Raw genomic sequence first — 13,000 nt, 5'->3', positions numbered from 1 at the left:
GTGGCTGCCGCCGCGGGCGATGGCCCGTATATCCTCTCCATCGACAATGGCACGCAAAGCGTGCGCGCGCTGCTGTTCGACCGCGATGGCCGGCTGGCGGCGAAGGCGCAAGTCTTCCTCGAGCCGTATTTCTCCGAGCATCCCGGCTGGGCCGAGCATGACGCCGACGGCTACTGGCAAGCCGTGTGCGAAGCGTGCCAGCAGCTGTGGCGCGGCACGGCCATCGACAAATCGCAGGTGAAGGGCGTTGCCGTGACCACGCAGCGCGGCACGGTCGTCAATGTGGGCGAGCATGGCGCGCCGCTGCGACCCGCCATCACCTGGCTGGACCAGCGCAGCACGCGCGACATTCCGCAACTGGCGCCGTGGTGGCGCGCCGCCTTCCGCGCCACGCGCCTCGATGGCACGATCGCGTATTTTCGCCGCGAGGCCGAGATCAACTGGATTAGCGCGCACCAGCCCGACATCTGGCGCCGCACGCACAAATTCCTGCTGCTGTCGGGCTTCCTGAATTACCGCCTCTGCGGGCGCTATGTCGATTCGACCGGTTCGCAGGTGGCGTATATCCCGTTCGACTACAAGCGCCACGCCTGGGCCGGGCGCTTCGACTGGAAGTGGCAGGCGCTGGCGATCAAGCCGTCCATGCTGCCCGACCTGCTGGCGCCGGGCACCCTGATGGGGGCCATCACGCAGGCGGCCGCCGCGGCGACCGGGATTCCTGAAGGGACGCCCCTGCTGGCGGCGGCCGCCGACAAGGCGTGCGAGGTGCTGGGCGCCGGCTGCGTCGAGCCGCACGTGGCCTGCCTGAGCTACGGCACCACGGCCACCATCAACACGACGAACCGGAAATACGTGGAAGTGACGCGCTTCATCCCGCCGTATCCTGCCGCCATGCCGGGCGCCTACAGCACGGAAGTGCAGATCTTTCGCGGCTACTGGATGGTCAACTGGTTCAAGGAGCAGTTTGGCGACCGCGAACGGGCGGCGGCGGCCGAGGATGGCACGGGCATGTCGGCCGAAGCGCTGTTCGACCGCCTGGTCGATGCCGTGCCGCCCGGCTCCATGGGACTGATGCTGCAGCCGTACTGGAGTCCCGGCATCAAGGTGCCGGGGCCGGAAGCGAAGGGCGCCATGATCGGTTTCGGCGACGTGCACACGCGCGCGCACATCTACCGCGCCATCCTGGAAGGACTCGCGTATGCGCTGCGCGAAGGCAAGGAGCGCATCGAACAGCGCAGCGGGATTGCGATTACGGAGCTGCGCATCGCCGGCGGCGGCTCGCAAAGCGACGCCGCCATGCAGCTGACGGCCGACATCTTCGGCTTGCCTGCCGCGCGCGCCCACGTGTATGAAAGCTCGGGCCTGGGCGCGGCGATCGCCGCCGCCGTGGGCCTGGGCTGGCATGCGGATTTCCCCGGCGCCGTGCAAGCCATGACGCGCAAGGGCAGGGTATTCCTGCCGCATCCCGAACACGGGAAAATCTACGAGCAGCTGTACCGGCGCGTGTACCGGAAAATGTATGCGCGGCTGCAGCCCTTGTACCGCGAGATCGCCGACATCACCGGCTATCCGGAGTGAGGCATTTCTTTAATCGTATTGCGAATCATTCGCATTTGATATATGATGTGTCCCGCATTTCACTAAGGCAACTTATCCCCGGTGACTGCATTGCGCCGCCGGCCATGTGCCGGCGCGTGTCCGCGCGGGCAGAATGCCGCCGCAACGCTTCCTTCAACGCCGCCGCTTGATCGTGCACCGCCTGTTCCCTCTGCCCCAGCGTTTTTTCATTCCAGAAGCATGAAAACCAGGCAAGGATAGCAATGAAAATCAGCAGCAAGCAAACGATGTGCGGCAGCGCGCGCGCAGGTGGATTGACCCCGATGGCCGCCGCGCTGGCGCTCATATTGGGCGGCATGGGCGCCGGCGCCTGGGCGGCCGACAAGGCCGGGAAGGACAATCCGGCGCAGAACGAGACGCAGATGCCGGCCATCAGCGTGTTTGGCGACGCCATCAGCGCCGGCACGGCCGGCCGCTCGTACATCAACAGCGCCGACATCGAACGCCAGCAGGCCGACAACGTCGCCTCGCTGCTCGACACCCTGCCCGGCGTGGACCTGGCCGGCACGGCCCGTCCCAGTGGCCAGAGCCTGAATATCTGGGGCTTCAACAAGGTGCAGGACGTGAAGGTCATCCTCGACGGCGTGCCCAAGGGCTTCGAGAAATACCGCCAGGGCTCCATCTTCATCGAACCGGAACTGATCAAGCAGATCGAGGTGAACAAGGGCGCGCATACCAGCCTGTATGGCAATGGCGGTTTCGGCGGCGTCATCACGGTCGACACCAAGGATGCGCAGGACTTGCTGGAAGGCGGCGAGAAAGTGGGCGCCATGCTCAAGTACTCGCGTCATTCGAACAACGGGGAAAACGACGCCACCGTGGCCGTTTACGGGCGCACGGAAGACGGCCGCTTCGACGCGATGGCCTTCACCACGCAGCGCAAGTCGGACGACCTGCGCAAACCCGATGGCAAGCCATTCCGCTTTTCCGCCATTGACGCGCCATCGAGCCTGGCGAAATTGAACATCCGCCTGACGCCGGAGCAGCTCTTGACCCTGACCGCCATGAAGAGCGGCAGCACGGGCTGGGGACCGTTCGCCGCCATGGGCGAGGACGTGCCCACGCCGACCGAGGCGGAAATCAAAAAATACGGGCTGGAAGAGGCGTGGCAGCGCAAGGCCGTCTACCGCGACCAGAACGACGATACGTATTCCGTGAAATGGCAGTATGCGCCGCAGAACAACCCGTGGATCAAGCTGACCGCCAGCGCCGGCTATTCGCACACAGACCAGCATGACAAGCGCTTGCCGTCCGCTTCGCTGGGTTCCTACCTCGGTTCGCTGGGCAACGAGAGCTGGGCTTCGTACGTGGACCGCATCTTTGATCTGCGCAACGAGAGCGTGTTCAGCACCGGCGCCGTGTCGCACGTGCTGCAAGCGGGCCTGCAATGGCACAAGAATGTGCGCGACACCCTGATGTACTACCCGTCGTCGACGGCGCTGAAGGACCCGAGCTACAACTATGGCTATTTCCAGCCCTATTACATGCCGGCCGGCCGCCAGGAAACCACGGGCCTGTACCTGCAGGATGCGATGACCTACGGCAGCCTGACCCTGACGGCGGCGCTGCGCCACGACCGCGTCGTCTCCGAAGGCGTGCCGAACAAGGCCTCGCGCTACAACAGCCCGCTGGCCGCCGCCGGCCACGACTTCAGCGAAAAGGTGCACGAAGACTGGTCGCCGCGCCTGGGACTGTTCTGGAAGGCGTCCAGCGCGGTGGCGCTGTTCGGCGACTTGAGCCGCACCTGGCGCGCGCCCACCATCGACGAGATGTATTCGAATGAATACTATGTGTCGTCCAGGCTCGGTTCATCGACGCCGGGCACCAGCCGCAACCTCGCCGTCGAGCGCGTGACGGCCGTGCGCGCGGGCGCGATGCTGCACCGGCGCAGCCTGTGGACGGAAAACGATGACGCGCAGCTGCGCCTGACGCTCTACCAGAACCGCGTCAGCGACAATATCGGCCCGCGCCTGGGCATCCTCGTCGAAGGCTACGTGCCGGGATCGGGCAAGGTGCCGCCCGCGCTGTCGTCGTACCGCAACCTGGCCGGCTTCCGCACGCAGGGCGTGGAGCTCGAGTCCTACTACAACACGCCGCGCCTGTTTGCCAGCGCTTCGCTGTCGAAGCAGCGCGGCACCCGCACGGGAACGCAGCGCGACCCGTGGGGCCAGGACGAACCCGTGTCGACCATCGCGCCGGACAAGCTGATGGCGGGCCTGGGCTGGCGCTTCCCGGAACAGGGCGCCAGCATCGGCTGGCAGGGCCGTTTCGTGGCCAGGCAGGACCGCGTCCTGCCGATAGGGAGCGTGTACCGCTTGCCGCCGTCGAAGGGCTATGCGCTGCACACCTTGTTCGCGTCGTGGAATGGCAGGCAGGGCGCGTGGCGCGGTACGGAAGTGCGGCTGACGGTCGACAATGTCTTCAACCGCAACTACATGCCGTACCTGAGCGAGGCCGTGACCGGCGTGGGACGCAACGCGAAGCTGAGCGTGTCGAGAAAGTTCTAACGCAGGACGATCGCCTTGACGGTTTCCCAGGCCGTGCTGCCCGAATGCGTGGCGCGGACCTGGTTGCGGCCCCCTTCCTTGGCCACGTACAGGGCGCGGTCGGCGGCGACGAACAGCGCTTCGCGGTCGTCCAGCTGGTGCGGGTGGATGGTCGCCACGCCGATGCTGACGGTGATCCAGGGTGAGGTGCTTGAGCGCGGATGCGGCAGCTGCAGTTCCTCGATGTGGGCGCGGATGGCTTCGGCCAGGGACAGGGCGCTGTCGGCGTCCGTGTCGGCGAACAGCATGACGAATTCCTCGCCGCCGTAGCGGGCCGCCAGGTCGCCCGAGCGGCAGGCATGCGCGTCGATGGCTTGCGCCACCTGCTGCAGGCAGCTGTCGCCGGCCGGGTGGCCCAGGCTGTCGTTATACAGCTTGAAGTGGTCGACATCGAGCACCACCAGCGACAGGGCGCTGCCGCCGCGCACGGCGCGCTGCCACTCTTTTTCCAGGAAGCTGTCGAAATGCCGGCGGTTGGCGATCTTCGTCAGCGGGTCGAGGTAGGCGGCGCGCTGCAGCGCGTCTTCCGACTGCTTGTGGTGCGTGATGTCGTGCAGCAGGCCGATGTACAGGGGCTGGCGCAGATACATGGGCGTCAGGGTCAGGTCCATGCTCAGCGCCTCGCCATTGCGGTGGCGGATCGCCACTTCGCGCGTGCCGTGGTTGTGCGCCGTCTCCGGATTGGCCGCGTACATGGCGAAGTAATCGAGGTATTCCTGCGTCACCAGGGGGCTGAGCAGCTCGCCGATCGAGCGCCCGGCCAGCTCGTTTTCGCGGTAGCCCAGGTACTGGTCGCAGGCCGGATTGGTGTACTGGATGCGGCCGTCGGCCTCGATGATCAGCAAGCCTTCGGCCATGTTGTTGACGATGGTGCGCAGGCGTTCGGCCTGCTCCTGCTGGGTTTCATTGTTGCTGCGGATTTGCAGCTGGGCGCGCACGCGCGCGCACACTTCGGCCATGCGCAGCGGCTTGCTGATGTAATCGACGGCGCCGCAGTCGAAGCCGGCCACCACGTCTTCCGTTTCCGTCTTGGCGCTCATGAAGATGACCGGTATGCGCTGCGTCAGCGGGTGCTGCTTGAGGCGGCGGCAGGTTTCGATGCCATCCATGTCCGGCATCAGCACGTCGAGCAGGATCAGGTCCGGATGGGCGCGCTGGGCGATCGCCAGCGCCCGCTCGCCGGACGTGGCGACATAGGTCTGATACCCCTGTTCGCTCATGAGCTTGCGCAGCAGCTCAAGGTTGGCCGGCGCATCATCGACAATCAAAATGGCGGCTTCGCGCCGCTGGGGATACCCCACACTGCCTGGACTCATTGCTACCGGCCTTTTTCGGATGTGCTGCGCTGGGCCAGCGTTTGCTGCACTTTCGGTGATGCCGAAGCCCGGGAAGCCGTGGCCGCCGCGGATGGCGGTCGGGCAGGGGCGTGCCGGGAGTGTTGCCCTGGCCGCAAACTGCGGAACAGCGGCGCTGTACACGTGAAGTCAAAGGCTGACCGGATTCAAAACTGACGCTTTGGGCGAATCATACCGCTTTGTCAATTTATTGGGTGAAAAATTGATGCTCCACGACGGCGTAAAACATTATATTTATGATATTTTTAAAAATAAATACACGAAGTTGTTGCCGGGAAGACTGTTTTTAGAAGGAAAAGACGCGTGCCGGGTGGCAGCAAGGGCAGAGGCAAACGCCCCGCGACAGGCGGGGCGTGATGAACGGTTTTACACTTTGGCGGCGATCAGCTTGCCCAGGATGGCGATGCCTTCGCGGATGCGTTCCGGCGGCACCGTCACGAACGACAGGCGCAGCGTGTGCGTGTCCGGCGTGTTCGCATAGAACGGCGCGCCCGGCACGAAGGCCACCTTGTTGGCGATGGCTTCATCGAGCAGTTTCATGGCGTCGATGTGCTTCGGCAGCGTGACCCAGATGAACATGCCGCCTTCCGGTTTTGTCCAGGTGACGCCGGCCGGGAAATGCTCTTCCAGGGCCGACAGCATGGCCTGGCACTGGTTGCCGTACAGGCTGCGGATGCTGGGGATATGGCGGTCCAGGAAGCCGTCCTTGATCACTTCATGCACGACCATCTGCGTCAGCTGCGAGGTGTGCAGGTCGGCCGCCTGCTTGGCCAGCTCGAGGCGGCGCACCAGCGGCATCGGCGCCACCACGTAGCCGAGGCGGATGCCGGGCGTGAGCACTTTCGAGAACGAGCCCATGTAAATCACGCCATCGGGATTCATGTTGATCATTTTCGGGTACGGCTCGCCGCTGTAGCTGAGGGCGCCGTAGGGATCGTCCTCGATCAGCGGCAGGCCGTGGCGGGCGCAGGTTTCCACCAGCTCGACGCGGCGCGCCACGGACAGGCTGCGACCAGTCGGGTTCTGGAAGTTCGGCAGCGCGTACAGCAGGCGCGCGCCGTCGGCCAGCGGGTCGACGGACGACGGCACCAGGCCTTCGTCATCGGTATCGACGGAAACGAATTCGGGACGGTAGACGGAGAACGCCTGCAGCGCGCCCAGGTAGCTGGGGGTTTCCACCAGGACCTTGCTGCCTTCGTCGATGAGTACCTTGCCCAGCAAGTCCAGCGCCTGCTGCGAGCCGGATGTCATCAGCACTTGTTCCGGCATGATGGTGCTGCCCTGGCTCGAGAGGGAGTCGGCGATCCACTGGCGCAGCGGCAGGTAGCCGTCCGTGGGGCCGTATTGCAGGGCTACCTTGCCATTGTTCGACAGCACCTTGTCGAAGGCCGTCTTCATTTCCTCGACGGGGAAGGTGGCGGGCGACGGCAGGCCGCCGGCGAAGGAAATGATTTCAGGGCGCTGCGTGATCTTCAGGATTTCGCGGATGAACGAGCTTTGCAGCTGGTCCGCGCGTTCGGCAAAGCGCCATTGGATCGGATTCGGATTTTCAATTTTCATACGAGTCTCACAGAAGATGCCGAGCTGCGCCGGCTGGTTTTTATGGTCCGCTTGTGGCGGTTCCTGAAAAAGCGGCGCCGGGTAGGCGCCGCCCGAACTTGGTTAAGGGAACTTGCTTGTATGTACTTTGTATGGCAATGCGACGGTGCCTGTCAAAGTGCTGCGGTATTGTAGTACGACTTACCAGCGGCTGTGCCCACTTCGCGCGCGCAGCCGTTGCAAACGGACATCACTTGAGCTTGCGGCCGGCCGCCACCACGGCGATCACGGCGCCGGCAAACAGCAGGCTGGCGCCCGTCAATGGCTCGCCCAGCAGCACGGCGGCGCCCAGCAAGGTCAGGAAAGGCTGCAGCAACTGCGTCTGTCCGACGCGGGCCACGCCGCCCAATGCCATGCCGCGGTACCAGAAAAAGAAGCCGATAAACATGGAAAACACGGAGATATACGCAAAACTCAGCCAGGCGGCCGTGCTGGCCTGCGCCATGAGCGCGCGCTGCGGCCAGGCATTCCACAGCACCACGGGCAGCACGAACGGCACGGCCAGCAGCAGCGCCCAGGAAATGACGTGCTGGCCCGGCATGCTTTGCGCCAGGCGCCCGCCTTCCGCGTAGCCGAGCGCGCCCAGCACCACGGCGGCGAACATCAGCACGTCGGCCAGGTGAAAGCTGCCGCCGCCCTGGCGCAGCGCGAACGCCACCACCAGCGCCGTGCCGGCCACGGCCATCAGCCAGAAACCGGGGGAAGGGCGCTCCTTGCCGCGCAAGACGGCAAAGACGGCCGTTGCCAGCGGCAGGATGCCGACCAGGACGGCGCCGTGCGAGGCGGGCAGGCTGCGCATGGCAATCGAGGTCAGCCAGGGGAAGCCCAGCACGCAGCCCAGCGATACCAGCGCCAGCGGCAGCCATTGTTCGCGCCGCGGCAGGGGCGCGCGCTGGTGCCACAGCCACAGGCCGGCCAGGCAGGCCGCCACCAGGGCGCGGCCGAGGGCGACAAACGTGGGGTCGAGTTCGGCCACGGCCATGCGCGTAAACGGCAGGGTCAGGCTGAAGAGGGCGACGGCGATCAGGCCCAGCAGCAGGCCCTTGTGGTCGGCGCTGAGGCGGGTTGGGGGGCTGGCGGCGGCGGTGCTATTCGATGGCATGGGTGTCCTGGTGCGGGTGAGGTGGGCAGGCGTGGATTAATCCACCCTGTAGTGCTATCCTAGAACCGAATAGCAGTACAGTACAAATACACTTTCCAGCATAATTCCACATACTGTAATGGTCATATGAGCAATACACCCGCATCGCCATCGCTGCCCTTGCTGTCGCGCGCCTCGGGCGAAACCCTGATCGACCAGATCGTGCGCTCGCTGGCGGCGCGCATCGATGACAAGCTGCTGCGCGGCGGCGCGCGCATGCCATCGATCCGCCAGTGCGCGGCCAGCCTGAACGTATCGTGCGCCACGGTGGTGGCCAGTTACGACAAGCTGGTGGCGCGCGATTATCTGGAATCGCGGCGCGGCGCCGGTTTCTTCGTGCGCGAGCGCTCGCCGCTGAACACGGCCGTGCCGCAGCCGCGCGGCGCGGAGGACGCGGCGGCGCAGAAGTTCGACGTGGTGTGGTTGATCCGCAATATGTTCCGCCAGGCGCCCGCGCTGCCCGCGCCCGGTTCCGGCATGTTGCCGCCCGAATGGCTCGATGGCGACCTGGTGGCGCGCGCCTTGCGCGATGTCAGCCGCCAGCCCGGCGCGCATTTGCTCAGCTACGGCACGCCGCAGGGCTTTTTGCCGCTGCGCCAGCAGTTGCAGCTGAAACTGGCGAGCCTGGAAATCGCCTGCCCGCCCGAGCAGATCGTCACCACGGTGGGCGTGATGCAGGCGCTGGACCTGGTGGCGCGCGAATTCACGCGTCCGGGCGACACCATCCTCGTGGACGATCCCGCCTACTGGCTGATGTTTGGCGCCTTTGCCGCCATGGGCATGAAGGTGGTGGGCATCCCGCGCCTGGGCGACGGCCCCGATATCGGCGTGCTGGCCGAAATGGCGGCGCTGCACCGGCCCAAGCTGTACGTGATCAACTCGGTGCTGCACAACCCCGGTTCCGGCTCGCTGTCGGCGGCCAAGGCCTTTCAGGTGCTGCGCCTGGCCGAGCAGCACGATTTCCTCATCGTCGAAGACGATATCTATTGCGACATGCATCCGGGCGCCGCCGGCCTGGTGCAGGCGGCCACGCGCCTGGCCGCGCTGGACCAGCTGCGCCGCGTGATCTACCTGGGCGGCTTTTCCAAGAGCCTGTCGGCCAATTTGCGCGTCGGCTTCATCGCCACCTCGCCCGAATGGGCGCAGCGCCTGGCCGACCGCAAGATGCTGGCCACGCTCACCACCAGCGATATCGGCGAGCGCGTGGTGTACAAGATCCTGTCGCAGGGCCTGTACCGCAAGCATGCCGAACGCCTGCGCGCGCGGCTCGACAAGGTGCGCGAGGGGACGTACCGCCGCATCGAGCGGGCCGGCCTGCGTTTCGAGCCGGCGCCGGCCGGCATGTTCGTCTGGGCCGATGCGGGCCGCGACACCAATATGCTGGCCGAGAAGGCGCTGGCCGAAGGCCTGGTGCTGGGGCCGGGCAGCCTGTTTTCGCCGCGCCAGCTGCCGTCGACCTTCATGCGCCTGAACCTGGCCACCGTGCAGGACGAGCGCGTCTGGGCGTTTTTCGACCGCGAACTCGGGTAAACAGCACATTTCAGGACATTCGGCGGGGGCTCTTGAAATCGCTTGTACAATCCCCAACTCCGTAGAATCCGTCCCATCCACAAGACTATGAGGTAAAAATGGCTGTCTCCGAAAAGCAAACCCTGGGTTTTCAGACCGAAGTGAAGCAAATGCTGCACCTGATGATCCATTCCCTGTACTCGAACAAGGAAATCTTCCTGCGCGAACTGATCTCGAACGCGTCCGACGCGGCCGACAAACTGCGCTTCGAAGCGATCGATAACGACTCCCTGTACGGCAACGATCACGAATTGAAGATCAAGGTCAGCTTCGACAAGGATGCGCGCACCATCACCATTTCCGACAACGGCATCGGCATGACCCGTGACGAGGCGATCTCGCACCTGGGCACGATCGCCAAGTCGGGCACCAAGGAATTCTTCGGCAAGCTGTCGGGCGACCAGCAGCAGGACGCGGCTCTGATCGGCCAGTTCGGCGTGGGCTTCTATTCCGGCTTCATCGTCGCCGACAAGATCACCGTGGAAACGCGCCGCGCCGGCGTGGACGCCTCCGAAGGCGTGCGCTGGGAATCGGCCGGCGAAGGCGATTACAGCATCGAATCGATCGACAAGCCGTCGCGCGGCACGGACATCATCCTGCACCTGCGTGAAGGCGAGGACGAGCTGCTGTCGAGCTGGAAGATCAAATCCATCATCCGCAAGTACTCGGACCATATCTCGCTGCCTATCGTGATGCAGAAGGAAGAGTGGGACGAAGAGAAAAAAGAAACCGTCCTGAAAGACGAATTCGAGACCGTCAACCAGGCCAGCGCCCTGTGGGCCCGCAACAAGGCCGACATCACGCCGGAACAGTACGACGAATTCTACAAGCACGTCTCGCACGACTTCCAGGCACCGCTGACGCATACGCACAACCGCGTCGAAGGCCGCAGCGAATACACGCAGCTGCTGTACATTCCGGCCAAGGCGCCGTTCGACATGTGGGACCGCAACAAGCGCGGCGGCATCAAGCTGTACGTCAAGCGCGTCTTCATCATGGACGATGCCGAACAGCTGATGCCGACCTACCTGCGCTTCGTGCGCGGGGTGATCGACTCGGCCGACCTGCCGCTGAACGTGTCGCGTGAAATCCTGCAGGAATCGCGCGACGTGAAAGTCATCCGCGAAGGCTCGACCAAGCGCGTGCTGGGCATGCTGGAGGAACTGGCGAATGCGGACGAGCAGGACAAGAAGGACAAGTACGCCGTCTTCTGGAAGGAATTCGGCCAGGTGCTGAAGGAAGGCATCGGCGAGGACGCGGCCAACAAGGAGCGCCTGGCCAAGCTGCTGCGCTTTGCCTCGACGGCCAACGACAGCGACGAACAAATCACCTCGTTCGCCGACTACGTGGCGCGCATGAAGGAAGGCCAGGACAAGATTTACTACGTCACGGCCGACAATTACGCCGCCGCCAAGAACAGCCCGCACCTGGAAATCTTCCGCAAGAAGGGCGTCGAAGTGCTGCTGCTGACGGACCGCGTCGATGAATGGATGCTGTCCTTCCTGCAGGATTTCGAAGGCAAGGAACTGGTGTCCGTGGCGAAGGGCGGCCTGGACCTGGGCGCGCTGGAAGACGAGGCGGAAAAGAAAGAGCACGAAGAAACGGAATCCTCGTACGCCGACCTGGTGGGCAAGATGAAGACCGCGCTGGCCGACAAGGCCAAGGACGTGCGCGTGACGTTCCGCCTGACCGATTCGCCAGCCTGCCTGGTGGCCGATGAAAACGAATTGTCGGGCAACCTGCTGCGCATGCTGAAGGCGGCGGGCCAGAGCGCGCCGGAATCGAAGCCGATTCTGGAGATCAACCCGAACCACCCGCTGGTGACGCGCCTGAAATACGAGGATGCGGAAGGCGGCAAGTTCGGCGACTGGGCCAACATCCTGTTCGACCAGGCCATGCTGGCCGAAGGCGGCTCGCTGGCCGACCCGGCCAGTTTCGTCAAGCGCCTGAACGAGTTGCTGCTTAACTCGGCGAAGTAATTGTTGTAGACGCAAGCGAGCCGGTCCTTTCCAGGTGAAAGGGCCGGCTTTTTCTTTTTGGGGACAGGATGATGCATCGTTTGATGGCCGGCCTGGGCGCGCATGCGCTGGGCTGCGTGCTGTTTGTCTTTCTGAGCTGGCTGGGTTTTTACCTGTACACGCAGCTGTTTGGCGCCCTCGGTTCGCGCGGCGTGGCTGGCGGGCTGGCGCTGCTGCTGGTGTTCTACGTGTATGTGGGCACGAATTTGCTGCTGGCGCTGCTGCCGCCCGGCCGCTGGAAGCCAGTGCTGTGCGGCTTGCTGGGCGCGGCGGTGCTCGCGTATCTGCTGCCGCAGCATCCGCTGCGCGCCATCTACTTCAGCGTGCTCTCGGGCGGCTTGAGCTGGCTGGCCGTGCGGGCCAGCGCGCGCTTACATCGTTTCTTGCGCGGCTGACAGGCTGGCGCAAAATGCGGTGACCGCATCGGCGGCCGCCTGTGGCGCCGCCTGCAGCAGCATGTGCGGCGCGGCGATGTCCAGCAGCTGCGCGCCGGGCACCAGGCGCAGGATCTGCAGGGCGTTTGCCGGCGGCACCAGGCGATCATGGCGCGCGCGCAGATACAGCACCGGCAAGCCGCCGCGCGCGAAGCTGCGCGAGGCGTCCGTTTCCAGCACGGCGCGCAGGCGCTGGCGCAGCACGGCGGGCGGCACCTGTGCCAGGGCGTCCGCCAGTTCCGCCTGCAGGGCCGGCGTGGCGTAGGGCGCCAGCAGCGCCTGGCGCAGCGCGATGCCGGGCAGGGCGCCGAAGGGTACAAGGCCCAGCAGGTGGCGCAGCGGCGCCAGCAGGGGGCGCGGATTGCGCACGAACGAGCAGCACAGGATCAGGGCGCGCATGCCGGGCGGCGGATCGGCGCGCAGGGCGGCGCCCAGCGGCCCGGAAAACGATTCGGCCAGCACGACGAAGGGACGATCCCGCGGCAGCCGTTCGCGCACGAACGCTTCCAGCGCCGCATAGTCGAGCGGTGCGGCAGGGTAGGCGATGGAGAGGCGGTCCATGGCCGTTTGCGCGTGCAGGGCCGCATCAAAACGCCGGAACAGCTGGCCCGTGCCATCCATGCCGGGCAGCAGGACCAGAAGGGGGGAGGCGTGTGCAAGTGTCGTCATCGCGGCCATCATAGCAGCCGGCGGCGCCCTTGCGCCGCGCGCCAGTCGCACG

Annotated in this window: 9 protein-coding genes; 5 read left to right on the top strand and 4 right to left on the bottom strand. The window is 65.2% G+C overall.

Annotated elements, in window-relative coordinates; translation table 11 throughout:
- The gene (locus tag AC1RDJ_RS25835) at window positions 1-1,578 is read left to right on the top strand and encodes an FGGY-family carbohydrate kinase (protein ID WP_493029135.1); all 1,578 of its coding nucleotides are present in this window, start codon (window positions 1-3) and stop codon (window positions 1,576-1,578) included.
- A gap of 242 nt (window positions 1,579-1,820) precedes the next feature.
- Complete coding sequence (locus tag AC1RDJ_RS25830; protein ID WP_493029134.1) at window positions 1,821-4,124, top strand: TonB-dependent hemoglobin/transferrin/lactoferrin family receptor; 2,304 nt, start codon at window positions 1,821-1,823, stop codon at window positions 4,122-4,124.
- Here AC1RDJ_RS25830 and AC1RDJ_RS25825 read toward each other — a convergent pair.
- From AC1RDJ_RS25825 to AC1RDJ_RS25815, 3 genes are all read right to left on the bottom strand, one after another.
- Window positions 4,121-5,479 (bottom strand): diguanylate cyclase, encoded by a 1,359-nt coding sequence (locus AC1RDJ_RS25825; protein WP_071324483.1) that lies wholly within the window; start codon window positions 5,477-5,479, stop codon window positions 4,121-4,123. The two genes, AC1RDJ_RS25830 and AC1RDJ_RS25825, sit on opposite strands and share 4 nt — an antisense overlap.
- Before the next feature lie 405 nt (window positions 5,480-5,884).
- A complete protein-coding gene (locus tag AC1RDJ_RS25820; RefSeq protein ID WP_071324482.1) occupies window positions 5,885-7,078 on the bottom strand; it encodes an aminotransferase-like domain-containing protein in 1,194 nt (397 codons plus the stop codon).
- A 229-nt stretch (window positions 7,079-7,307) separates the two neighbouring features.
- Complete coding sequence (locus AC1RDJ_RS25815; RefSeq protein WP_071324481.1) at window positions 7,308-8,219, bottom strand: DMT family transporter; 912 nt, start codon at window positions 8,217-8,219, stop codon at window positions 7,308-7,310.
- A 126-nt stretch (window positions 8,220-8,345) separates the two neighbouring features.
- Between AC1RDJ_RS25815 and AC1RDJ_RS25810 the strand changes: the two genes are divergently transcribed.
- From AC1RDJ_RS25810 to AC1RDJ_RS25800, 3 genes are all read left to right on the top strand, one after another.
- Window positions 8,346-9,788 (top strand): aminotransferase-like domain-containing protein, encoded by a 1,443-nt coding sequence (locus tag AC1RDJ_RS25810; RefSeq protein WP_071324480.1) that lies wholly within the window; start codon window positions 8,346-8,348, stop codon window positions 9,786-9,788.
- Between the two features lie 98 nt (window positions 9,789-9,886).
- Window positions 9,887-11,806 carry a molecular chaperone HtpG gene (gene htpG / locus AC1RDJ_RS25805; RefSeq protein WP_493029132.1) on the top strand — a complete coding sequence of 640 codons (1,920 nt, stop codon included), beginning with the start codon at window positions 9,887-9,889 and terminating at the stop codon, window positions 11,804-11,806.
- 68 nt (window positions 11,807-11,874) lie between these two features.
- A complete protein-coding gene (locus tag AC1RDJ_RS25800; RefSeq protein WP_493029131.1) occupies window positions 11,875-12,240 on the top strand; it encodes a hypothetical protein in 366 nt (121 codons plus the stop codon).
- Here AC1RDJ_RS25800 and AC1RDJ_RS25795 read toward each other — a convergent pair.
- Window positions 12,217-12,948, bottom strand: coding sequence for an alpha/beta fold hydrolase (locus AC1RDJ_RS25795; RefSeq protein ID WP_493029129.1), 732 nt, complete (start codon window positions 12,946-12,948; stop codon window positions 12,217-12,219). The genes AC1RDJ_RS25800 and AC1RDJ_RS25795 overlap by 24 nt on opposite strands.
- Between the last annotated feature and the right edge of the window lie 52 nt (window positions 12,949-13,000).

It is taken from the genome of Janthinobacterium sp. GW822-FHT07H10, from assembly GCF_058798675.1.
The sequence above is the reverse complement of the archived record's forward strand: the minus strand, read 5'-3'. Positions and strand labels throughout refer to the sequence as shown.

Excerpts from the sequence above, each read along its gene's own strand:
- AC1RDJ_RS25815 (WP_071324481.1), bottom strand. The coding sequence starts at position 8,219 with ATGCCATCGAATAGCACCGCCGCCGCCAGCCCCCCAACCCGCCTCAGC.
- AC1RDJ_RS25800 (WP_493029131.1), top strand. The coding sequence starts at position 11,875 with ATGATGCATCGTTTGATGGCCGGCCTGGGCGCGCATGCGCTGGGCTGC.
- htpG (WP_493029132.1), top strand. The coding sequence starts at position 9,887 with ATGGCTGTCTCCGAAAAGCAAACCCTGGGTTTTCAGACCGAAGTGAAG.
- AC1RDJ_RS25810 (WP_071324480.1), top strand. The coding sequence starts at position 8,346 with ATGAGCAATACACCCGCATCGCCATCGCTGCCCTTGCTGTCGCGCGCC.
- AC1RDJ_RS25820 (WP_071324482.1), bottom strand. The coding sequence starts at position 7,078 with ATGAAAATTGAAAATCCGAATCCGATCCAATGGCGCTTTGCCGAACGC.
- AC1RDJ_RS25795 (WP_493029129.1), bottom strand. The coding sequence starts at position 12,948 with ATGACGACACTTGCACACGCCTCCCCCCTTCTGGTCCTGCTGCCCGGC.
- AC1RDJ_RS25830 (WP_493029134.1), top strand. The coding sequence starts at position 1,821 with ATGAAAATCAGCAGCAAGCAAACGATGTGCGGCAGCGCGCGCGCAGGT.
- AC1RDJ_RS25825 (WP_071324483.1), bottom strand. The coding sequence starts at position 5,479 with ATGAGTCCAGGCAGTGTGGGGTATCCCCAGCGGCGCGAAGCCGCCATT.